Annotated in this window: 23 protein-coding genes; 13 read left to right on the forward strand and 10 right to left on the reverse strand. The window is 59.7% G+C overall.

What is annotated here, in order from left to right; translation table 11 throughout:
• Positions 1 to 73: 73 nt before the first annotated feature.
• Complete coding sequence (locus tag GQ39_RS12705) at positions 74 to 1,009, forward strand: DMT family transporter (protein WP_052193575.1); 936 nt, start codon at positions 74 to 76, stop codon at positions 1,007 to 1,009.
• A 165-nt stretch (positions 1,010 to 1,174) separates the two neighbouring features.
• Here the strand turns inward: GQ39_RS12705 and GQ39_RS12710 are convergent, their stop codons facing one another.
• Positions 1,175 to 2,458, reverse strand: a complete 1,284-nt coding sequence (locus GQ39_RS12710) for an MFS transporter (RefSeq protein WP_047530275.1) — start codon at positions 2,456 to 2,458, stop codon at positions 1,175 to 1,177.
• A 100-nt stretch (positions 2,459 to 2,558) separates the two neighbouring features.
• On the opposite strand from GQ39_RS12710, the gene GQ39_RS12715 reads away from it, so the two are divergent.
• Positions 2,559 to 3,017 (forward strand): winged helix-turn-helix transcriptional regulator, encoded by a 459-nt coding sequence (locus GQ39_RS12715; protein ID WP_047538830.1) that lies wholly within the window; start codon positions 2,559 to 2,561, stop codon positions 3,015 to 3,017.
• A gap of 18 nt (positions 3,018 to 3,035) precedes the next feature.
• On the opposite strand, the gene GQ39_RS12720 is transcribed toward GQ39_RS12715, so the two are convergent.
• Positions 3,036 to 3,953, reverse strand: coding sequence for a helix-turn-helix domain-containing protein (locus tag GQ39_RS12720; protein WP_052193577.1), 918 nt, complete (start codon positions 3,951 to 3,953; stop codon positions 3,036 to 3,038).
• Positions 3,954 to 4,157: 204 nt separating this feature from the next.
• Between GQ39_RS12720 and GQ39_RS12725 the strand changes: the two genes are divergently transcribed.
• The 4 genes from GQ39_RS12725 (at position 4,158) to GQ39_RS12740 (ending at position 8,650) form a co-directional block, all read left to right on the forward strand.
• Positions 4,158 to 4,997 (forward strand): SDR family NAD(P)-dependent oxidoreductase, encoded by an 840-nt coding sequence (locus GQ39_RS12725; RefSeq protein ID WP_177329328.1) that lies wholly within the window; start codon positions 4,158 to 4,160, stop codon positions 4,995 to 4,997.
• 115 nt (positions 4,998 to 5,112) lie between these two features.
• Positions 5,113 to 6,861 carry an FAD-dependent oxidoreductase gene (locus tag GQ39_RS12730; RefSeq protein WP_047530277.1) on the forward strand — a complete coding sequence of 583 codons (1,749 nt, stop codon included), beginning with the start codon at positions 5,113 to 5,115 and terminating at the stop codon, positions 6,859 to 6,861.
• Positions 6,861 to 7,193 (forward strand): NIPSNAP family protein, encoded by a 333-nt coding sequence (locus tag GQ39_RS12735; RefSeq protein ID WP_047530280.1) that lies wholly within the window; start codon positions 6,861 to 6,863, stop codon positions 7,191 to 7,193. The genes GQ39_RS12730 and GQ39_RS12735 overlap by 1 nt, the downstream gene beginning before the upstream one ends.
• Before the next feature lie 83 nt (positions 7,194 to 7,276).
• Positions 7,277 to 8,650 carry an MFS transporter gene (locus GQ39_RS12740; RefSeq protein ID WP_047530282.1) on the forward strand — a complete coding sequence of 458 codons (1,374 nt, stop codon included), beginning with the start codon at positions 7,277 to 7,279 and terminating at the stop codon, positions 8,648 to 8,650.
• Between the two features lie 136 nt (positions 8,651 to 8,786).
• Here GQ39_RS12740 and GQ39_RS31455 read toward each other — a convergent pair whose 3' ends face one another.
• From GQ39_RS31455 to GQ39_RS12765, 6 genes are all read right to left on the reverse strand, one after another.
• Positions 8,787 to 8,954 (reverse strand): YgaP family membrane protein, encoded by a 168-nt coding sequence (locus GQ39_RS31455; protein WP_442961747.1) that lies wholly within the window; start codon positions 8,952 to 8,954, stop codon positions 8,787 to 8,789.
• Complete coding sequence (locus GQ39_RS12745; RefSeq protein WP_047530283.1) at positions 8,950 to 9,369, reverse strand: DUF6691 family protein; 420 nt, start codon at positions 9,367 to 9,369, stop codon at positions 8,950 to 8,952. The genes GQ39_RS31455 and GQ39_RS12745 overlap by 5 nt, the downstream gene beginning before the upstream one ends.
• Positions 9,370 to 9,371: 2 nt before the next feature.
• The gene (locus GQ39_RS12750; protein ID WP_047530285.1) at positions 9,372 to 9,806 is read right to left on the reverse strand and encodes a YeeE/YedE family protein; all 435 of its coding nucleotides are present in this window, start codon (positions 9,804 to 9,806) and stop codon (positions 9,372 to 9,374) included.
• Positions 9,807 to 9,982: 176 nt separating this feature from the next.
• Positions 9,983 to 10,783, reverse strand: coding sequence for a sulfite exporter TauE/SafE family protein (locus GQ39_RS12755; RefSeq protein ID WP_047530287.1), 801 nt, complete (start codon positions 10,781 to 10,783; stop codon positions 9,983 to 9,985).
• A 28-nt stretch (positions 10,784 to 10,811) separates the two neighbouring features.
• The gene (locus GQ39_RS12760) at positions 10,812 to 12,482 is read right to left on the reverse strand and encodes a bifunctional protein tyrosine phosphatase family protein/NAD(P)/FAD-dependent oxidoreductase (protein ID WP_047530289.1); all 1,671 of its coding nucleotides are present in this window, start codon (positions 12,480 to 12,482) and stop codon (positions 10,812 to 10,814) included.
• A gap of 53 nt (positions 12,483 to 12,535) precedes the next feature.
• Complete coding sequence (locus GQ39_RS12765) at positions 12,536 to 13,414, reverse strand: MBL fold metallo-hydrolase (protein ID WP_047530290.1); 879 nt, start codon at positions 13,412 to 13,414, stop codon at positions 12,536 to 12,538.
• Between the two features lie 236 nt (positions 13,415 to 13,650).
• On the opposite strand from GQ39_RS12765, the gene GQ39_RS12770 reads away from it, so the two are divergent.
• The 6 genes from GQ39_RS12770 (at position 13,651) to GQ39_RS12795 (ending at position 18,460) form a co-directional block, all read left to right on the forward strand.
• On the forward strand, positions 13,651 to 14,976 hold the full coding sequence (locus GQ39_RS12770; RefSeq protein ID WP_047530292.1) for a sigma-54 interaction domain-containing protein: 1,326 nt from the start codon (positions 13,651 to 13,653) through the stop codon (positions 14,974 to 14,976).
• Positions 14,977 to 15,156: 180 nt separating this feature from the next.
• Positions 15,157 to 15,333: a cytochrome oxidase putative small subunit CydP gene (cydP, locus tag GQ39_RS33020; RefSeq protein WP_047530293.1), complete on the forward strand. Its 177-nt coding sequence runs from the start codon at positions 15,157 to 15,159 to the stop codon at positions 15,331 to 15,333.
• Entirely contained in the window at positions 15,330 to 16,901 is a 1,572-nt protein-coding gene (locus GQ39_RS12780) for a cytochrome ubiquinol oxidase subunit I (protein ID WP_047530296.1), read from the forward strand. Before cydP ends, GQ39_RS12780 begins: the two co-directional genes overlap by 4 nt.
• Positions 16,894 to 18,030 (forward strand): cytochrome d ubiquinol oxidase subunit II, encoded by a 1,137-nt coding sequence (gene cydB, locus GQ39_RS12785; protein WP_047530297.1) that lies wholly within the window; start codon positions 16,894 to 16,896, stop codon positions 18,028 to 18,030. The genes GQ39_RS12780 and cydB overlap by 8 nt, the downstream gene beginning before the upstream one ends.
• Positions 18,031 to 18,053: 23 nt before the next feature.
• Complete coding sequence (cydX, locus tag GQ39_RS31460; protein ID WP_047530299.1) at positions 18,054 to 18,176, forward strand: cytochrome bd-I oxidase subunit CydX; 123 nt, start codon at positions 18,054 to 18,056, stop codon at positions 18,174 to 18,176.
• Positions 18,173 to 18,460, forward strand: coding sequence for a cyd operon YbgE family protein (locus tag GQ39_RS12795; RefSeq protein ID WP_047530301.1), 288 nt, complete (start codon positions 18,173 to 18,175; stop codon positions 18,458 to 18,460). The genes cydX and GQ39_RS12795 overlap by 4 nt, the downstream gene beginning before the upstream one ends.
• Before the next feature lie 207 nt (positions 18,461 to 18,667).
• Here GQ39_RS12795 and GQ39_RS12800 read toward each other — a convergent pair whose 3' ends face one another.
• The gene (locus GQ39_RS12800; protein WP_047530303.1) at positions 18,668 to 19,018 is read right to left on the reverse strand and encodes a winged helix-turn-helix transcriptional regulator; all 351 of its coding nucleotides are present in this window, start codon (positions 19,016 to 19,018) and stop codon (positions 18,668 to 18,670) included.
• A gap of 150 nt (positions 19,019 to 19,168) precedes the next feature.
• On the opposite strand from GQ39_RS12800, the gene gstA reads away from it, so the two are divergent.
• Positions 19,169 to 19,798: a glutathione transferase GstA gene (gstA, locus tag GQ39_RS12805; RefSeq protein WP_047530305.1), complete on the forward strand. Its 630-nt coding sequence runs from the start codon at positions 19,169 to 19,171 to the stop codon at positions 19,796 to 19,798.
• Positions 19,799 to 19,922: 124 nt separating this feature from the next.
• Here gstA and GQ39_RS12810 read toward each other — a convergent pair whose 3' ends face one another.
• Positions 19,923 to 22,205: a heavy metal translocating P-type ATPase gene (locus GQ39_RS12810; RefSeq protein WP_047530307.1), complete on the reverse strand. Its 2,283-nt coding sequence runs from the start codon at positions 22,203 to 22,205 to the stop codon at positions 19,923 to 19,925.
• Between the last annotated feature and the right edge of the window lie 112 nt (positions 22,206 to 22,317).

Consider the following 22,317-nt stretch of genomic DNA (forward strand, 5'->3'; position numbering starts at 1 on the left):
TGTTTGTCGGGCGTCGTTGTATCCGTCCAACAGGGAAAGGAGAAATGCGTGTGGGTCGTGTAAGGGGGTGCACATGTCGCTAAGTAAAAACCGTGCCATTATCGAATTGACGGTCGGTGGGCTGATGCTCAGCCTCTCGGCATTAGCGGTGGCTTTTGCTCATATCGGTGCCGGAGGAGCAGGGTTCTATCGAATGCTGTTTGCGTCGATATTGTGTTTCCTGCTGCTCAAAGTCCGCCGGATTCCAGTACTGCTAAAAAGTTATCGAGCCCAACTCTACACCGGCCTGGCGGGGGTGTTTTTGGCCATAGACCTGGTGCTTTGGCATCAGAGTATCTATGTGGTGGGACCCGGCATCGGCTCTATCCTCACCAATTGCCAGGTGTTTTTCATGACCGTGTTGGGAATGTGCTTGCTCAAGGAGCGGCCTTCGATCTATTTCCTGATCTCCATCCTCCTCGCGTTCGTTGGGCTTTATTTGCTGCTGGTGCCCGAAATGACGAGTTCGCTGGGTATCAAGGGGGTCGTGTTTGGTGTCTTGTCGGGCCTTGCCTACGCTATTTGCGTTTACTTCCTGAAAATCAACACGCAGTTACCTGACGGTGGCGGCGACAAGACTGCCCAGATGCTTAACCTGGGCATTTGGGCAGCGCTGGTGCTGCTCGGTTACGCGATGTTCAATGGCGAGAGCCTGGCTATCGTCGATGCCCAGACCTTGGTGATGCTGATCATCTACGGCGTGTTGGTGCAGTTTGTCGGATGGCTGCTGGTCAACCGTTCGATCGGCTCGATCAGCCTGGGGGTCGCTGGCCTTATCTTGCTGCTGGAACCGGTGATTACTTATTTCATCGACGTGACTTTTCTGGGCAAGGCCAGCTCAACCTTCCAAGTGTGCGGAGCGCTATTGACGATCTTCGCGGTTTACATCGGCTCGATCAAACCGCCTGAGAAAGTGCAGCCCCTGCCACAAGCAAAGGAGCAAAAGCGCGCGGGGCCATTGCGGGGCTAATCCCTTCTAATGAGCGACACCGGATGTGCGTTGGGCACCCGCCTCGCCGGCTGAGGCGGTGAAAACCGCGCTGGAATGCCGGCAAGCAATCAGCGGGTCAACCGTGGGAGAAATACACACCCCATATGGCAGCCATCGAGATTGCGAGTGGCAGGTGCCTGGTTTTCACGCTGATCGTCCCTGATGGGTCGTTGAAAAATGAAAAGTGAGAAACCACAGAACCAGGGCCGTAGCGCTGATCAAAGCGCCCAGCAGGCTGACTGCAATCCAGCCCCATAGCGCATAAACCTGGGTCGCGGCTGCGGCTCCCAGCGCGCTACCGACCGAATAGAAGCACATGTAGGCGCCGACCATGCGACTTTGGGCGTCGGGTCGTGCAGCAAAAATGAGGCTCTGATTGGTGACGTGTACGGCTTGCACCGCGAAGTCCAGCAGGACTACGCCGCAGACCAGCGCGATCAGGGACGTTTCGGCAAACGTGATGGGCAACCAGGACAGCGTCAGGAGCCCCAGCGAAATGCCGGTCACTCGTTGCCCAAGGCCTTGATCGGCCCAGCGCCCGGCTCTACTGGCAGCAAGGGCCCCGGCAACGCCGGCCAATCCAAACATACCGATGGCAGTGTGTGAAAGCGACAACGGGGGCGCGCTCAACGGCAGAACCATGGATGTCCACAGCACAGAAAAAGCGGCAAAGATCAGTAAGGCCAGAAGGCCTCTGGTGCGTAACGTGCGTTCGGTGATGAACAGTCTGAAAAGTGAACGAATGAGCGCCAGGTAGGAGTCCTGGTGCCTTGACGGCGCCGTGACAGGAACCACTTTCCACAGTACCGCCGCGATGGACACCATCAATCCTGAGGACACGAAGTAAACGGCGCGCCAGCCCGCGATGTCCGCAATCAGGCCTGAAGTGAAGCGCGCCAGAAGAATACCCAGGACAATTCCACTGGTTACCGTGCCGACGGCCTGCCCGCGTTGTGATGGAGTTGCCAGCGCGGCGGCGTATGCCACCAATACCTGAACGACCACTGCCAACAAGCCCATCATGATCATGGCCCCCAACAGGGCCAGCCATTGCTGTGCTGCACCGACCGCCGCGAGCGCCACCGCAGACAACAGTACCTGCGTCAGAATCAACCGTTTACGGTTTACCAAATCGCCCAGCGGGACGATGAACAGTAACCCCAACGCGTAACCCACCTGAGTGGCCGTCACCACAACGCCGATGATCGATGACGCCACACCCAGGCTCTGGGCCATTGAGTCGAGTAATGGTTGTGCGAAGTAAACGTTGGCCACTGCCAGCGCACAGGTGACAGAAAACAATAACGTGAGCGACGGGGAAAGCCCTGGAGACCGGTCGCCCCTGCTGCTTTCGCCGGTATCCGGATCAAGCCATCCCGCAGGCTGTCTGGAGAACCGTTTGGTGGCTGAGTCGGCCTCTACTGTCATGTGCACCTCCATGGCGTTAAACTGGTTTCAATTAAAAACTAGTATCCATTGTTGCGGCATTGGGTTTTTAATTGCAACCACATTGCGCAAGGTCAAAAAAATGGAAGAAGACGCCTCACCACACTGCAGCGAATGCCCGGTAGCAAGAACACTGGAGGCCATCGGGGATCGTTGGTCGCTCATGATCATCCGCGACGCTTTTGACGACATTCGCCGATTCAGCGCATTTCAGAAGAGCCTGGGCGTGGCCAAAAACATTCTGGCATCGCGACTGAAGACGCTGGTCGAGGTCGGGGTATTCGACGTGCGTCCGGCGTCCGATGGCAGCGCCTACAAGGAGTACGTCCTTACGGACAAAGGACGGGAGATCTTTCCGGTTGTGGTCAGCATGCGGCAATGGGGCGAACGTTACCTGTTCAAGCCGCAGGAGACGCGTTCCGTGCTGTTGGACAACGCGTCCGGCCAGCCTCTGATGCCGATGGATGTTCGCTCATCAAACGGTCAAAAACTCGGACCGTCTGACTGCCACAGGGTGAGGCTTGTGGGCGGCGAGTCGTGAACAGACAGCAGACTTGCCTCACTCCGGAACAACGCCGGGGGAATGAGAGCCGGTGTGCAGGGCCTGGGCCTGAAGGCGAAACTCACTGGGGCTGCGCTGGGCGTGTTTGCGAAAAAAACGGCTGAAGTAACCGACATCGGAAAACCCCATGCCGTGGGCAATCTGCTTGACGCTTTGGGCCGAATGGGCCAGTTCGCGTTTGGCTTCGAGGATCAGCCGGGCGTTGATCAGGGTCATGGGGGTCATGCCGAGTTGTTCATGACACAGCCGTCCCAGGGTCACCACGGTGATCCCGAGGGAATTGGCGTAGTCGTGCAGCGAAAGGTGTTCGCGAAAGTGCCGGTTCACCAGTTCGCGAAAGGCGATCACCTGCTGACTGCGTCGATCGTGACGGTGCGCATGCAAGTCGTGTGTGTATTCGCTCAGGCGCAGCATCTGGATCACCAGCGCCAGCAATAACGACATGCTGCACGCGGTGTGTTCCCGACCACGACCGTGGTACTCCCCATACAACGCCCGATACAGCGGCTCCAGCGGATTATCGGCCGGCTCCCAATGCGGCAGCGCAACGACACAGGCTTTCTGGATCTGAGGTAACAGGCCCGGTGAGAGCACTTGGACGATGCTTTCCAGCGGGTGTTGGACGGCGGTGATCACATGCCCTTCGACCCGTCCGTGCCAGGCGAAGCCATGGACGATCTGCTCAGGGATGTACAGCAGGCACGGCGCCTTGACCTCGACCCGCTGGTTGTCCAGCAGCACCTCGCCTTCGCCACTTTGCAGGTACAGCATCTGCAACAACCCGTCGTGTCGATGGGCGGCGATCTCCCAGTTATAGGCGCCGGAGCGCAGGGAGATCGATTCGACATGCAGTGAGTCGTGCCATATCGGCGCCACCGCCTCGCCGTACAGGGCATAGCTGGGAATCTTGTTCATTATTTTTATGTTCTACGGGCACGTGTTTTCTACCTTAGCGAAGAACCCGCGCGTTGGGCAATTCGCCGTTGATTTGTCGGAAAAGTCTCGACGGTTGAAGGTTTTGTCCATTCTTGTGAGCCGTCCCACGCTTCTATCCTGAGCACCGCCTGCTGCCTCCAGTGCAGTGGGCGAACTGTCTTGAAATGCGTGTTGGAGATAACAATGAATAATAACGACCTGCAGAAAAGCTGGCTGAATCTCGATTCCAGGGTCTGCGTCCTCACGGGCGCAGCCGGCGGTATCGGTGCCGCGATTGCCGCCGCGCTGGTTCGCCAGAACGCCCATGTGGTGCTGCTTGATCGCGACGAACAAAAATGCCGCGAGCTGGCCGCCGAACTGGCGCAAAACAGTGAAGCGGATGTCTCTGTGCTGCACTGCGATATTGCCGATCCCCTCAGCGTGCAACAGGCCGCCGAGCAAGTGCAGGCGCTCCATGGGCGCTGCGATGTGCTGATCAACAACGCCAGCGTGCTGCAGGCCGGCGCGCTTGAAGAGCTGACCCTGGACAACTGGAACCAGGTGCTTTCGGTCAACCTGACGGGCTATCTGTTGTGTGCCCAGGCGTTCGGGCGGCTGATGCTGGCCCGGCAAAGCGGCAGCATCGTGCACATCGCTTCGATCGCCGCGCATTACCCGCAAACCTTCAGCGGTGCCTACAGTGCAGCCAAGGCCGGGGTCGCCATGCTCTCGCGGCAGATCGCCGCAGAGTGGGGGCCACGGGGCATTCGCAGCAATGCCATTTGCCCGGGCCTGATTCGCACGCCGCTGTCGGCGGCGTTTTACGCCGACCCCAAGGTCGAGCAGCAGCGCAAGGCGATGACCGCCAACCAGCGGATCGGCGAGCCCCAGGACATCGCCGATGCCGTCCTCTTCCTCGCGAGCCCGCGGGCAGCTTATGTCAACGCTGCCGAATTGACCGTCGATGGTGGCCTGGAAAGTATGTTGATGGCGTTGATTCCTCGCCCCGGCTTTGAATCCCCCATGGCCAGCCGCCAGGCCTGACCTCCGTTCGGCCGATGATGGCCGACTCCGAATCCCCCAGCGAACCTGTGCCTGTCGTGCTGTCGATGGCGACCACGGCGAGCGTTCGGCTGGCTTTTACCGAGAGAGACTGACTATGACGACGACAACTACCGAGGCGATCCGTCGGTGCGACGTTCTGGTGATCGGCGCCGGTGCCGGTGGTCTGGCGACCGCCATCACTGCACGCAAGCAGGGGCTGGAAGTCATTGTGATTGAAAAGGATGCGTACTTCGGCGGGACCACCGCGTTCTCGGGAGGGGTGCTGTGGATTCCCGGCAACGCGCTGTCCAAGGCCAAGGGCATCACGGACAGTCGGGAGGCCGCGCTGACCTACATGAAGAACGAAACGGGTGATTTCTACGATGCCGAGGCCGTCGATGCGTTTCTCGATAACGCGCCGCAGATGATCGACTTTTTCCAGCGCGAGACCGAAGTCCAGTTCATCCCGACCCTCTACCCGGACTATCACCCGGACGTGGCCGGTGGCGTCGATATCGGCCGTTCGATCCTCGCCGCGCCGTTCGACATTCGCAGGCTGGGGGCCGACATGGCACGTCTGCGGCCGCCGCTCAAAACCATCACGTTTATCGGGATGATGTTCAATTCGTCGAATGCCGACCTCAAGCATTTCTTCAACGCCACCAAATCCCTGACCTCGTTCCTCTATGTTGCAAAGCGCCTGATGACTCACGCCAAAGAGTTGCTGCTTTACCGGCGCGGCATTCAGGTGACCAGCGGCAATGCCTTGGCCGCGCGACTGGCGAAATCGGCGCTGGACCTGGGGATTCCGATTCTGACGCAAACCAGCGCCCGTCAACTGTTGAAAAGCGCAGACCGGGTCACTGGGGTGGTCGCTCAGACCGAGGGCGGTGAGTTGCGTTTTGAAGCCCGCCACGGTGTGGTACTGGCCAGCGGCGGCTTTTCCCATGATCTGCAACGGTTGAAGCAGGCCTATCCCCATGTGCGCCGCGGTGGCGAGCATTTCTCACCGGTGCCGCAAGGCAACACCGGGGATGGCGCGCGCATGGCCGAAGCCCTGGGCGGCACCGTCGATATACGGCTCAAGGCGCCTGCTGCCTGGATGCCTGTCTCGAAAGTGCCGATGGGTAACGGCAGGTTCACCGCCTTCCCGCATTTGCTCGATCGCTACAAGCCCGGCGTTATCGGTGTGACCCGCAATGGCCAACGGTTCACCAACGAGTCCAACTCATACCACGATGTCGGCGCGGCGATGATCGAGGCCTGTGCCCAGCAGACCGAAACCGCCATGTGGTTGATCTGCGACCGCCGGACCATGGCCAAGTACGGACTGGGTTACGCCAAGCCGGCACCGATGCCCCTCGCGCCATTGCTGCGCAACGGCTACCTGCACAGTGGCCGCACCCTGGCTGAATTGGCGCGTAGCGCCGGGCTCGACGCTGCCGGGCTGGAACAGACCGTACGTGACTACAATCGCACGGCGGGGCAAGGCGTGGATCGGCAGTTCGGCCGTGGCACTACTAGCTTCAACCGCTACCTCGCCGACCCGCAGAACCTGCCGAACCCGTGCGTGGCGCCGATTGGCGACGGCCCCTACTACGCCCTCAAAGTGATCATGGGCGATCTGGGCACCTTTGATGGCATCAAAACCAGCATCTGCGGTGAAGTGCTCGACCAAGAAGGCCGGGCAATCGATGGGCTTTACGCGGTGGGCAACGACCGGGCGAGCATCATGGGGGGCAACTATCCCGCTGCCGGCATCACGCTCGGGCCGATCATGACCTTCGGTTATCTCACCGGGATGCACCTGGCCCGGGTGGCCGCCGAAAAAACACCGGGCAACCCTCGGCAGGAGGTGGCCTGATGAATCACAAGCCGGTCGTCGACCACCGTATCTACACCATCCGCCCACGGGGCATGCCCGAGTTCATTGAGGTCTTCGATCGTCTGGCGATGCCGGTTTTGCTCGAGCATCTGGGCGCGCCGCTGGGGTTTTATACCAGCAGCATCGGCCCATTGAACCAAGTCGTGCACCTATGGGGCTATGACAGTCTCGATGACTTCGAACGACGCAGCCAGGCGCGGGATGGCGATCCCCGCTTCCCGGCCTACCTGCAGGCTTCTGCGCACCTGATCCTTGCCCAGGAAACCCGGATTATCCGCCCGGTGCGGTTCCACAGCCTCGGCAGCGCTTGAGCCGCCGGTGACCGTCCTCGCTTCACCCCAATAAAAAAGTGGGCGCCGTGGTTGAGCGCCCCCACAACACAGAGGTGACTTTCATGCTGACAACTCAACCCATCGACATCCACGCGCTGATCAACAGTCGCCCCATTGGCAGCTTTCAGAAGTGGGTCGTCTTTCTCGGGTTCCTGATCATCGGCCTTGATGGTTTGGATGTGGCAATCATGGGCTTTATCGCACCGCAACTGAAAATGGACTGGGGCTTGAGCCATCAGCAATTGGGCCCGGTGTTGAGTGCGGCGCTGATTGGTCTGGCGGTCGGCGCACTGGTCGCCGGGCCGCTGGCCGACCGTTACGGACGCAAGATCGTGCTGGTGAGCAGTGTCTCCATGTTTGGCCTGTGGACGCTGGCGACGGCGTTTTCCCCGGACATCAGCACCATGGTGATCCTGCGCTTCCTGACTGGATTGGGGCTCGGCGCGGCCATGCCGAATGCCAGTACCCTGGTGTCGGAGTACGCGCCGCAGCGCAGCCGTTCGTTCCTGATCACGGTGGCGTTCTGTGGGTTCTCCCTGGGCGCCGCCGGAGGCGGGTTTCTGTCAGCCTGGATGATCCCGGCCTTCGGCTGGAAAAGCATGCTGATTCTGGGCGGTGTCTTGCCCCTGCTGGTGGCGCCGCTGCTGTATTTCAAACTGCCCGAGTCGGTGACGTTCCTGGTCGCCAAGCGGGCGCCGAACACGCGTATCCGCGCCATTGTGGAAAAACTCGCGCCGGGCGTCAGTGACGCGAAATCGACCTTCTGCCTGCCGGCTCATCCGCTGATGCGGTCTTCGGCGATGCAGATCGTATTGTCCCCTTCCTATCGCTTCGGCACGTTAATGTTGTGGAGCGGTTATGTGCTTGCGTTGTTTCTGGTCTACCTGTTCAGCGGCTGGTTACCGACCCTGGTGAAAGACGGGGGCGGTTATAGCGTTGCGGATGCGGCCATTGTGACCGCGATGTTCCAGATCGGTGGACCCGCCGGCGCGCTGTGTGTCGGCTGGGTCATGGATCGCTGCAATAAATACCGGGTGTTGATGGCGGTGTTCGTGTTGAGCGGAGGTGTGATCTATGCGATCGGACAGGCCACGGGGCATTTCCTGTTGCTGTGCTTGGTAGCCTGGATGGTCGGGTTCGGCCTCAATGGCGCCAGCGTCGGCATGAACGCGCTGGCCGCCACGTTTTACCCCACCCAGGCCCGAGCCACTGGCGCCAGCTGGATGAGCGGTATCGGTCGCTTTGGCGCGATCCTCAGCGCCTTTGCCGGCGCGCAGATGCTGAGTTGGGGCTGGACCTTCGCGCAGGTGTTTGCGGCACTGGTGGTGCCGTCCGGTCTGGCGGCCCTTGCGATTTATGGGCTGGGACGCAACGCCGGCACGGTGTTGAGCGATCGACAGGTCGCGTCTGTTCCACCGAGCCGGACGAATTCCTAGACCTTGAAACGCTCCACCCGCCGTTCCGGCTCATGCTCCAGCCGCGCCAGTTCGTGACACCGGTTAAATCCAGGAACGCGAGCGCTAAACCACCACGGGCGCCTTCAGGCGCCCGCCAGTGTGCAACGGCTGGCGTTCAGCGAACGTTACAGGTTTTGATGCCCAGCAACGTATAGACAGGGCAGAAACGGAAAACACCAGTGGCCAGCGGTACTAAACCTATCCAACCCCATGCGCCGATCACACCGGACAGACTGAGGCCAATGAGAAGCAGGCCCGCCAGAATGCGCGGGCTACGATCAATGGCTACGCCGGCTCTCCAGCGCAGTAAACAACAACATGCCGGCCAGCATGGCCAACATGAACACGATCACTTGCCAGTGCCCTGTCAGCAGAATGGCCACTGCGGGGCCAGGACAGATGCCCGCTATTCCCCAGCCGATACCGAACACCAGGCTCCCGCCAATCAAGCGCGGGTCTAACTCACGTTTGATCGGTAGCTGCATTGGCCTTCCCAACAGCGAACTGGATTGTCGGCGGGCCCAAGTCAGCGGGCCAATGGCGACGCCAATGGCCCCGACCATGACCAACCCCAGGGAAGGATCCCAGGCACCGGTCAAATCCAGGAAAGCGAGTACTTTGCCCGGGTTGGCCATGCCTGCCAGAAGCAGGCCCAGGCCGAACAGCAGGCCAGCAATGAACGCGGTCAGTTTGGTCATGTTCAACCCCCCAGCAGATGACGCAAGACAAACACCGTGACGAAACCGCTGAGCATGAAACACGCCGTGGCGACCATCGATCGCGGCGAAAGGCGCGATAGGCCGCAGACCCCATGGCCACTGGTGCAACCTGATCCGTATCGGGTGCCGATGCCCACCAATACACCGGCGACGATCAGTCCGAACCCGCCACTTTTGAACTCAATCTGCGGCAGCGCGGTGAACAAGCCCCATAGAAGCGGCGCGATGAGCAGGCCCAGGAGAAAAAGTGCTTTCTCACTCACCCCCTCGCTCCCTCGCTGTAAAAGACTGCCGATCAGGCCACTGATGCCTGCGATACGCCCGTTGGCGACGACGAATAGACTGGCCGCTAGACCAATCAATGCGCCACCGGCAAGGGATGACCAGGGCGTGAAGTTGAGCCAGTCGACATTCATGAGCTTTCTCCGGCGCAAAATGGTTGATAACGAGTCTGGATGACGGCCCATGCCGTGCGGTTCAGCTGCTGGCGATCTGATTCGGTCACTGATTGGAACTCATCACTGGCAGTTGAAGTCGGGCGCAAGTCCCGGATTATAGGCGAGGCCTGGAAGTGGACGGTTCTTGCACATGACTAAATGGCTTTCACCAGCAAGGCCACCGCCACCACGATGGAAACGGCGGCGAAGCCTCGTTGTAAGTGTGGGCCCGCCAGCCGTGCCGCGATCAGACGTCCGCCGACCATTCCGACCAATGCGCCAGAGGAAAACGGAATGGCCACTGCCCACTGCAAGTGCCCGGCCGCAGAGCTTGCAGCAACGCCGGAAATTGAAACCAGCGCAATAATGGCAAGAGACGTTGCAAGCACCGACTGCGCTGTCAGATTGGTGTATCGCTGGAGCGCCGGCACCATCACAAAGCCACCGCCCACGCCGAGCAAGCCGGACAGCCCTCCCGCGACAATGCCGGAGAGCGTGAGTGCCCATGCACACGGCCCCGTCCAGTTGAGCTTTCCTCGGTTCACATCCAATAGACACGGCGGCGGCTTGGATGTAACGGGGGTCTTCGACTCCGTGGAGGGTGATAGCGATCGTTGATACACACGGAACGCAACGTACATCAGCACGAAGGCAAACATGATCGTCAATGGACGGTTAGGCGTGCGCTGCGCCAGCCAAAGGCCAAGTGGGGAACATACGATCCCCGCCCCTGCCGTTAAAAGCGCAGCTTTATAGCGGACGGTGCCGTTTTTGAGGCCCATCACGGCACCCAGGGTCGCGGCCAAACCGACAGCCAGTAAACCGATTGGCCCTGCCTCGGCCATGCTCAGTCCCGCTCCAAACACCAGTAACGGGACAGCCAGGATGCCCCCTCCGGCACCGGTCAGCGCCAGAATGACCCCGACAGTGAGCCCAAGCAGTAAGACGACGATCATCTCAGTCTCCTTGTTTTCAGGCCTGATCTCATACGTCAGCCATCTCGGGTTTCGCCATCCACTCACGGCCCTTGAGCATTCCCTTCCAATACAGCGGTGGAAGAATCCGCTCCTTGAGCAGCCATGCCAGCCTCGATGGCCGGGTACCGTCAATCAGCCAGGATGGAAAGCTGGGGGCGACCTTGCCGCCATAGGTGAACTCAGCCAGTACGATCTTGCCGCGTTCGACCGTCAGCGGGCAGGAGCCATAACCGTCGTAATGGGCGCTGCCTTTCGCTTTACCCATTGCCGCCAACACATTATGGGCGACGACTGGCGCCTGCTTGCGTGCCGCAGCCGCCGTTTTGGCGTTGCTGGAGTTGGCAGCGTCGCCCAGCGCGTGAATATTGGCCCAGCTTTTATGGCGCAAAGTGGCAGGGTCGACATCAATCCAGCCGGCCGCGTCAGCGAGGGGGCTGATCCGAATGAAATCCGGCGCGATCTGTGGTGGCACCACATGAAGCATATCGAAGTCACGCGTCACGACATGGGCGCTGCCATCAGGATTAACGCAGTTGAACGTGGCGGTCCGTGCGGGTCCATTCACGCGGGTGAGTGTGTTGCCGAAATTCAGGTCGATACCATAGGCCTTGATGTATTCCATCAGTGCGGGCACATAGTCGGGAACCCCGAACAACACCGCGCCGGCGCTGCAAAACTCGATCTCGACGTTGTCCAGTACACCGCTACGTTTCCAATGATCGGCAGACAGGTACATGGCTTTTTGCGGCGCCCCGGCACATTTGATCGGCATGGGCGGTTGCGTGAAAACTGCCCGGCCACCACGCAGTTGCTGCACCAGTTCCCACGTATAGGGGGCAAGGTGATACAGGTAGTTTGAAGTCACACCGTTGCGGCCCAGGGTGTCCGACAACCCCTCGATGGCATGCCAATTGAGCTTCAGACCAGGGCACACGATCAGTTGTTCGTATTTAACGACTCTGCACCCATCGAGAATGACGGCATTTCTCTCGGGTTCGAAAGCGGCGACCGCCGATTTGATCCAATGCACACCGTGGGGGATGGTCGTACCCATCGTGCGCGCAGTTTGGGGCGCGTCGAAGACGCCACCGCCGACAAGTGTCCAGCCTGGCTGGTAGTAGTGCACATCTGCCGGATCGATGATGGCGACGTCGAGCCCAGGCTCTCGCGCCAGCAAACTGGATGCCGCCGCGATACCTGCCGCACCGCCGCCGATGATGACCACGGCATGCTGCGCCTCAGCCACTTCGACCGGCGTACGCCCCTGGTTGGCAATCCGGCGAATGACGCCTTTCATATCGAACCCGGCTTTTTTGGCCGTCTCGACGATGTATGGCAGGGATTGTTTGCCCGCTTGTGACAGGGCCCACATCGTTGTCGAGCGCATGCCGGAACGGCAATAGGCCAACACGGGTTTTGGAAGCGTTTCAAGGAGCTTGCCGAAGGCAACACCTTGCTCATCAGTGACTTTGCCTGATTCCGCAGGAAGGTAGTGCGCTTCGATGCCGACCGCTTCGGCGGCTCGTTTGATTTCGGCAAACAAGGGCTGATCACTGCCTTCGCCATCGGGACGGTTACACACGACGGTGCGAAAACCCGCTTCCTTTAGTTCAGCCAATTGGTTGGGAAAAATCTGTTCGGATACCGACAGTCCGGGCGCAAGGTGGCGAATGTCCATAAGTGACTCCGTTATGGGTATTTTTTCTTATGCGTTTTTTGGGGTAGGCAACGTCAGGCGACGTTGAGCGGGATTTTCAGGTAGCGCGTTCCGTTCGCTTCAGGCTCGGGAAAGTGCCCGGCGCGCATGTTGACCTGAACCGAAGGCAGGATCAGTGTCGGCATTTCCAGCGATGCATCACGCTTTGTGCGCATCGCCACAAACTCCTCCTCACTGATGCCGTTACGCACATGAACGTTGTGGTCGCGCTGGTCGGCGACGGTACTGACGAATTGCACCTCGCGGCCACCCGGCTGATAGTCGTGGCACATGTAGAGCAACGTATTGGCCGGCAGGCTCAGCACCTTGTTGATTGACTGGAACAACGTGCGCGCGTTGCCGCCGGGAAAGTCACAGCGTGCAGTACCGTAGTCGGGCATAAACAAGGTATCGCCAACGAATGCAGCCGTTTCGGTGCCGTCGCTGATCACATAAGTCATACAGGCCGGCGTATGGCCAGGTGTATGGAGTGCGTGGCATTGCAGCGTGCCGATGGTGAACGGCTCGTCATTGACGAACAGGTGATCGAACTGACTTCCATCGCGGGGCATCTCGCCAGCGGTATTGAACAGCGTGCCAAACACCTCCTGCACCGTCGAAATCTGGTTGCCGATGCCTATTTTCCCACCAAGCTTTTCCTGCAGGTAGGGCGCTGCCGTCAGGTGGTCTGCGTGGACGTGGGTCTCGAGAATCCAGTCGACCCTCGCATTGAGTTCGTTCACCCTCGCAATCAATTTGTCGGCAGAGGTTGTGCCGGTGTGGCCGGACTTTGGGTCGTAATCCAGTACGCTGTCGATCAACGCGCAATGGCGGGTCGCCTCATCCAGCACAAGATAGCTGACGGTATTGGTAGCAGAATCGAAGAATCCTTCGACGTGAAGTTTTACACTCATTGGCCTGTCTCCTTAGGGGCTTTTACCAAGCCGCTCACACTAAGGACTGACATAGCAATAAGTCTGCCAGACCCAAACAGAGCCAAAATATGATCCTATCTATTTGATTTTATTGGTTTTATTTTTTAAACACGGTTTTATTTTTTCTGTATCCATCTGGATTCACTGCCATTGGCAGTGCCTGTTGACAGAGTTGGCAGTGCCACAACAGGATGGATGGATTCTCAGGAGCCACGATGAAGACTTTCTTGCCCACCCCAACCCACCCACTCCCGCACTCGGATCAAGTGCAGTCACTGGTTTCGTTTCTTGAGCACGAACCACAGCCGATGATCGTGCTCGATCCTAACTACAACATCCTGGCTGCCAACACGGCCTATCAGCGGCAGTTTGGCAGCGCTGACAAGCCCTTTATCGGCCATAAGTGCTATCAAATCTCACACCACTACGACGTTCCTTGTGATCAGGCGGGTGAGAACTGCCCGATGAAAAAGGCCCAGGAAATGCGCGGACCGGATCGTGTCTTGCACATTCACCACACGCCTCGCGGTCCAGAGCACGTCGACGTCGAACTGCGCCCGATTCTGGACGAGCACGGCGTCATCACTGCCTATGTGGAGCGTCTCACACTGGTTCGCAGCGCCTCAGCGCGCCCCAGCAACGAAGGCCTGGTTGGCCGCTCACCGGCCTTTAACCTTGCCCTGTCCGAGTTGCAGCGGGTGGCCCCATCCATGCTACCGGTACTGCTGCTGGGCGAGTCCGGTACGGGCAAAGAGCTGTTCGCCCGCGCCGTACATGAAAACAGCGACCGGGCCACGGGCCCCTTCGTCGTCGTCGATTGCTCGGGATTGCCCGAAACGTTGTTTGAGAGCGAACTGTTCGGCCATGAAAAAGGGGCATTCACCGGGGCCACCACGCGCAAGCCCGGACTGGTTGAAACAGCCCAGGGCGGCACCTTGTTTCTCGATGAGATTGGGGATGTTCCACTGGCCATGCAGGTGAAACTGTTGCGCCTGATCGAATCGGGCACCTATCGCCGTGTCGGCAGTGTCGAGACCCTTCACGCCAACTTCAGGCTAATTGCCGCGACCCACAAACCCCTGGAAAAAATGATGGAGAACGGTGAGTTCAGGCAGGACCTGTACTACCGCATCAGCGCCTTTCCCATTCAGTTGCCCCCCTTGCGCAACCGGGTTGAAGACATTGGTTTGCTTGCCAATTCATTTCTACAACGTGCCGGTACCGGCAAGCGCCGGCTGACAATAGAGACAGAGGCGCTGACACAACTGCAGCGCCATTCCTGGCCCGGCAATATCCGCGAATTACGCAATGTGCTGGAAAGAGCCAGTCTGTTCGCTGACGATGGAGTGATCCGCTCCACACATTTACCCCAGGCATCCGTGGCGATACCTCCTCAGCCCCCCGCGTCAACGCCTTTCGACGGCAGCTCGCTGGCGCAGACACTGGCTACCTTCAAAGGCACCCGCAGTGAACTGGCCAGGCACATGGGCATCAGCGAACGTACGTTGTACAGACGACTGAAAGAACAAGGTTTGGCCTGATCAATCGCATTCACGCCGCACGACTGCCAACGACTGCCAATCACTGCCACCCTGGCAGGTTGGCAGCGCACTGACCCGCAAAGGCCTGCCGCACCAGCTCACCCCGATCACTAAGTAACTGTTTTAAAACGATAAAAACAGACGCCCTCCCCTTGGCATGCCGTGTGCTAACTGCAAGTCATGACCATTTCCGACAAACGACTTCGACGCCATCTGCTCACGGCAGTAGTGATCAAACTACTGGTGCTGACAGTGCTGTGGTGGCTGTTCATCCGGGATTCGCACGTCAGTGTCGACCCGAACATTATCGGCAACCGTTTCGGTGTACCCACCTCGACTCAAGGGGCAAGCAAGTGATTTCAGAACACCTGGTAGATTTGTCTCGGCTGCAGTTCGCAGCCACTGCGCTTTACCACTTTCTTTTCGTACCGCTCACGGTTGGCATGGTGTGGCTGTTGGTCATCATGGAAAGCGTCTATGTGATGACCGGCAATGTCATCTGGAAAGACATGACGCGCTTCTGGGGCAAGTTATTCGGCATCAACTTCGCCTTGGGGGTGACAACCGGTATCACCCTGGAATTTCAGTTCGGTACCAACTGGGCGTATTACTCGCACTACGTGGGCGATATCTTCGGTGCGCCGCTGGCCATTGAAGGCCTGATGGCGTTCTTTCTTGAATCGACCATGATCGGCCTGTTCTTCTTTGGCTGGGATCGCCTGAAGAAAGAGCACCACTTGCTGGTCACGCTGCTGATGGCCATCGGTACCAACCTCTCGGCGCTGTGGATTCTGATCGCCAATGGCTGGATGCAGAACCCGGTGGGTTCAGAATTCAGTTACATCACCATGCGCATGGAGATGGTCGATTTCTGGGCGGTGGTGTTCAACCCGGTGGCCCAGGCCAAGTTTGTGCACACGGTGTCCGCCGGTTATGTCACCGGCTCGATGTTCGTGTTGTCGATTTCCAGCTGGTACTTGCTCAAGCGTCGTGATGTCGAGTTCGCCAAGCGCAGTTTTCGGGTGGCGGCGGCTTTCGGCCTGGCCTCCGTGCTCAGCGTCATCGTGCTGGGGGATGAGTCGGGTTACACGGTGGGTGAGGCGCAGCAAACCAAGCTGGCGGCCATGGAAGCCATGTGGGAAACCAAACCCGCACCGGCAGGCCTGACCTTGCTGGCCAGCATCAATGAAGCCGAGTCCAGAAATAACTGGGAAGTCGACGTGCCGTGGGTGATGGGCTTGATCGGCACGCGCTCGGTCAGCAAGCAGATCCCGGGCATTCATGACATCAAAGAGAAAAACCGCGCGCGCATTCTGCGTGGCATTACCGCCGTCAATGCGCTTGAAGCCCTGCGGGCCGATCGCACCGATAAGGCGGCGTTCGAGACCTTCGAAGCCTACAAGGCGGACCTGGGCTTTGGCCTGCTGCTGAAAAAGTATGTTGAGGATGTCAACCAGGCCACGCCGGCGATTATCGACAAGGCAGTGAACGATACCGTGCCGCGCGTGACGCCGATGTTCTGGGGGTTCCGGATCATGGTCGCCCTTGGTTTTGCCATGCTCCTGCTGTTCGGGGTGGCCTTCTGGAGCACCTTGCAGTCGGCCTGCACACGCCGCCGCTGGCTGCTGCGTTGGGCGCTCTGCATGCTGCCCGCGCCCTGGATTGCCTGCGAGCTGGGCTGGTTCGTCGCTGAATACGGCCGTCAACCCTGGACCATCTATGGCGTACTGCCCACCCACATGAGCGTCTCCACCCTGAGTATCAATAACCTCTATGGCTCGCTGGCAGGATTCGTGGCTTTTTACACCGTGCTGCTGGTGGTTGAAATGTTCCTGATGGTCAAGTTCGCCCGCCAAGGGCCCGGCAGCCTCGGAACCGGCCGTTATGCTCACGATGCCAACATGAAGGAACTCCACCATGCTTGATTACGTCACCCTGAAAATTATCTGGTGGGCACTGGTCGGCGTACTGCTGATCGGCTTCGCCATCATGGACGGCCACGACATGGGGGTCGGCACCTTGCTGCCCTTTGTAGGCCGCACGGACCTGGAACGACGCGTTGCGATCAACACCGTAGGGCCGCACTGGGACGGCAACCAGGTGTGGTTCATCACTGCCGGCGGCGCACTGTTCGCGGCGTGGCCGGTGGTGTATGCCACCGCGTTCAGCGGGTTTTACTGGGCGATGATTCTGGTCCTGTGGGCGCTGTTCTTCCGCCCGGTGGGTTTTGACTATCGCAGCAAGATTCACAACGCCAAATGGCGCAGCACCTGGGACTGGGGTCTGTTCATCGGAGGGGCCGTGCCGCCGCTGGTGTTCGGCATCGCGTTCGGTAACTTGTTGCAAGGCGTACCGTTCCACTTCAACGACATGCTGGTATCGACTTACACCGGGAGTTTCTGGCAACTGCTGAACCCTTTCGCGCTGCTGACCGGCGTGGTGAGCAGTGCCATGATCACCCTGCAAGGCGGTACTTATCTGGCGCACCGCACTGAAGGCGTGATCCAGTCCCGTGCCATCAAGGGCGGGGTTGGCGCGGCGCTGGTGCTGCTGTGCACATTCGTCATTGCCGGCGTCTGGTTGCAATCGATCGACGGCTATCGCATTACCTCGGTGGTGGATATCGCCGGGTTGCCGGACATTCTCAACAAGACCGTGGTACGCGAAGCGGGGGCCTGGATGGCCAACTATGGCCACTATCCCGCGTTGTGGCTGCTGCCTGCACTTGGCTTGGCGGGCGCCGCCGGTGCTGCGCTGTTGCTGCTGATGCGCCGCACACTGGCCGCGTTTGTCGCTTCGTCGCTCGCGGTGATCGGGGTGATCAGCACCGCCGGTGTATCGATGTTCCCCTTCGTCATGCCGTCGTCAACGGTGCCTGCGGCCAGCCTGACTGTGTGGGACAGCGTCTCCAGTCATTTAAGCCTGGCCATCATGTTCTGGGCCACGTTGATCTTCATGCCCCTGATCGTGATTTACACCTCGTGGGCGTACCGCGTGATGCGCGGCAAGGTCACCGTTGCTCAGATCAAAGCCAACGAACATTCCGCCTACTAAGTGACGGCAGAGGAGTAATAAACATGTGGTATTTCGCCTGGATGCTGGGGGTCGGTTTCGCATTGCTACTGGCCATATTGAATGCGATGTGGGGTGAGAACGAAGCTGGCCGCGCCATGAGCGACAATGACGAGACACTGTCATGACGCCGGGTGTCGCGACGCCCCCGCCCTCCTCACACATTCAAGTGCCGAGTTTGGTTATCGCATTAGTCATCATGCTCGCGTGTACGCTCTACCCTCCCATGATGGTCTCCCCCGATGGGAAGCCTGACCATGCGCTGGCGACTGCATTGTTCGTCGCCATGAGCGTGGCCTTTGTGAGAGGTGTGGGTTTTGTCCCGCGGATGCTTGTCTGGCGGTGGCTGTTCTCAGGCTGGACCTGCTTCGCGGCACTTGCGGTGGCCGGCTGGGTCAAGTTTCTGCATTGAGGACTGACGGCTGAACCTTCACACAAGGCGTCGGAGCCTCAAGACAACCGAACGTTGATCTTGTCTTCACTCCCGTGGAGGGCACCGCGGAAAAGCCACTCGACATATGCAACAGCCGGCGGTACTTCGGAATGAGCTCCGAACCCGCCGGCATCGGCAGGCACGTTTGAGATCGACCCCTTGCTGCCGCATCAGTGCCCCCCTATCTCACGCAAGGTGAACCGGGCATGCGCTATCAATGGATTGGCGACGCTTGACCCATAGCCCGAATTGTTTCATGACCTCGATGACAGGCTCTAACCGGCGTCCGTCAACTGTGAGTTCGTATTCAACCGTGACGGGCACAGTGGGAAATACAGTCCGTTTGACAAGCCCGGCTTCCTCGAGGGCGCGCAAATCGATGGTCAGCATTCGTTGCGAAATAGCGGGAATGTCCCGCCTGAGCGCATTGAAGCGCTTTGGCCCGTCGAGCAGGTAGGAGGCAATGAGCAGGCGCCAGCGGCCACCCAGCAAACGCATCGCTTCTTCGACCGAGCAGCCTGATACGTTGTCTTTCATGGTCAGAATCCCGGATTTTCTCAGGTATATTTTATGTACCTATACTACAAAATAGTGCGTTCTTCCTATTTTATACCTGACATCTAGAATGAGCCGGAGCCGTCCCTGCGTTGGAATTGACAGCGATCACTCATGCTCTGGAGTCTGCAAATGAAGCTGTACTACATCCCCGCGTCCTGCTCCCTTTCGCCTCACATCATCCTCAATGAGCTGGGTCTCGAGGCCACACTGATCAAGGTCGATCACAAGAAGCACCTCACCGAATCGGGCGCCAATTACTTCGAGGTCAACCGCTTGGGCTACGTACCCGCCCTCGAGCTGGACGACGGCACTCTCCTGCGCGAGGGCCCGGCAATCGTGCAGTATCTGGGTGACCTGAAGCCGGAGCTTGGACTGGTGCCCACTCATGGCACCCTTGATCGCTACCGCCTGCAAGAATGGCTGAACTTCCTGACGTCCGAGATTCACAAGGGGTACATTCCGCTGTTGTACTCAACCCTCGCGGGTCAATACGTAGACACTGCCAAGCCAAAGCTGGAGAAGCGCTTCGCCTGGATTGACGAACAGTTGGCGAGCCGCCCATACCTCATGGGTGATGCGTTCACTGTGGCTGATGCCTATCTGTTCGCTGTGACAGGCTGGGGCCAGGCCGACTGGTTGACCAGCTATTACAAGGCCGACATCCACTTCGATGATTTGCATAACCTCCGTGCCTGGTATGACCGGGTCAAGGTTCGCCCTGCGGTTCAGAAAGCGTTGCGAGAAGAAGGTCTTGCGTGAAGCGACGCACAGGCCGATTTAGGCAGTTATCGACAATAGAAGGACATTGGGTGCTCGTCGTTGATCGCTGTAGCAGAGGCAACAACGATTAGCCGCTCACTTGAACAGTATCCCGCCAGGCCCTTCAGCGCCTGTCCAGATAACGGAACAGTTCCTCCTCCTGGTCAAAGTGCAACTGCACCAGGGTATCCAGGCGAATTAACTGATGCTGAATCTCTTCGGCGGGAACCGTGGTCGGGTCGGCACTGAAGTCGCTGCTCATGCGCGCCAGCAGATGGATGTGGCGAAAAATCTCGCGGTGTCCATAGCTCAGTGCCGACAAGGGGTCCTCGCCCGGCATGCTCAGGGTCAGCAGCGGATACAGGATGTTTTCATCGTCCCGTTCATGGCTGGCCAGGGAGGCTTGCAGTTTGTCGACCAGTTCCTGCAGATCGGTCTGCGCCTGCTCAAGCGGGCGCCGGGCGAAATCGCCGGCCAGTTGGTGCAGATCACTCAACACAGTGGCGAGTTGGCTGTGTTCGTCCTGCAGTCGATCAATGTGCTCGCCGGCCAGTCGTCGCAGGCCCGGTCCTGCCGAAGACCCCAACGCACGCAACGCATTAATGATGATGAACACGTCGATGACTTCCTGAACCACGGCGCCGGCGAGTGGCGGCAGGTAACCGAGGGCGGCCACCGTCATGGCCAGCAGCGACAGTCCCATGCCGGCCAGCACGCCTTGCAGAGCGATGTGCCGGGTACGACGGGCAATCTCCAGTGCCTCGACCAGACGGTCCAGGCGATCCACCAACAGCACAACACCCGCCGCTTCCGCAGAGGCAGTGGCACCACTGGCCCCCATGGCCACGCCGACGGTGGCCGCCGCCAGTGCGGGCGCGTCGTTGATGCCGTCGCCGACCATCAGCGTGCTGGCGCGCGTACAGCCCTCTTGTACGGCACGCACCTTGTCCTCCGGGGTCAACCCGGCACGCAGTTCGTCGATGCCGGCAGACAACGCAATCATTTCGGCCGTTTCCAGGCGATCACCCGTGAGCATGACAATGCGTTCGATACCGCTGTTGCGCAGCCGGCGAAGGGTTTGTGGGGTTTCCCGACGCAGGCTGTCCGAGAAAACCAGCAGGCCAGCAAGGTTCCCATCCACTTCAACGAAGCTTCCACCGCAGGCCGAATAATCCATCTGGCGCAGCATCGCGGTGGCCCAATCGCTGACAGGCGCCTCGGTATGAGCAAAAGACAGCGTGCCGAGACGCACTCTCCTCCCCTCAATCAGCCCACTAAGACCGGAGCCCGGGCTTTCTTCAACCTCTTGCGGGGCGCTGAGCGGCAATCGGAGCTGGCGCGCTGCGTCGACGATGGCCTGGGAGATGGGGTGCACCGAGGCCTGTGCCAGCGAAGCGGCTAGGCCCAGCAGGTGCTGTGGATCGACCTGGCCATTGACCTCGACCGACTGCAGGCGGGCGTGACCACTGGTCAAGGTGCCAGTCTTGTCGAGAAACAGCTGTTTGGCCCCCGCCAGCGCTTCCAGAGTGGCGCCGTCCTTGATGAGAATGCCGCGCCGCGCCGCCCTGGAGATACCGGACATGATGGCGATCGGCACCGCCAGGATCAAAGGACAGGGCGTGGCCACCACCAGAACCGCCAGCGCCCGCAAAGGATCTCCACTCCATAGCCAGGCCAGTCCGGCGATCAGCAGCGTCAGCGGAATGAAGAGCAAGGCGTAACGGTCGGCCAGGCGCACGAAAGGCGCGCGCGATCGCCGCGCCGCCTCGGCCAGCCGCACGACACCGGCGTAAGTACTCTGCGCCGCCGTCTGCGTCGCCAATAGCTGGATCGGCGCGCCGGCATTGGCAACGCCACTGCGCAACACCTCGCCTTCCCGACGGGTGACCGGCAACGACTCACCGCTGAGCGCCGACTCGTCCAGCGTTGCCGTGGGGCTGAGCAGACGGCCGTCGACAGGGACCACCTCCCCCAGGCGTACAAGCAGCGTCTGACCCGGCTGGATCTGCTCGACCGGTATCTGGCGCAAGTCGTTCAGCTCCTGCAGCCAGGCAAAGCGCGGCGCCCGATCGACCAGTGCACGCAGCTCGCGGTCGGCGCGTTGCGCGGTGAAAAATTCGAGGGTGCGCCCGGAAGCCAGCATCAAGGCAATGACCGCCGCCACCAGCATCTGCTCAAACACCAGGGCCGCGCCGATCGACAGCAGCGCAATCAAGTCCACGCCGGCCTCGCGCCGGGCCAGGCGCCTGACAATCTCCACCAGCAGCACCACGGCCATGACCAGGCTCCCGGAGAGCCAGCACATCGCCGCCCAGTCAGGCTTCTGAGCAACCTGCGCAATGCCGCCCGCCAGCAGTGTCAGGGCAGTCAGCAGCAATAGCGCAGGGTCCAGCCACTTGTTGGACATCGTTGTAGGTTCCTCAAAAGGGATGCGTCATCGTGCTCCGCAAAAATGCCGGCCGTGCATCAGCGTGCCAAGTCACTGCGCCCCGTTGATTCTAGTGACTTCGCAGCGATCG

Origin of the sequence: Pseudomonas sp. 11/12A (genome assembly GCF_000800055.1) — a bacterium.
In the GTDB taxonomy this organism is placed as follows: Bacteria; Pseudomonadota; Gammaproteobacteria; order Pseudomonadales; family Pseudomonadaceae; genus Aquipseudomonas; species Aquipseudomonas mohnii.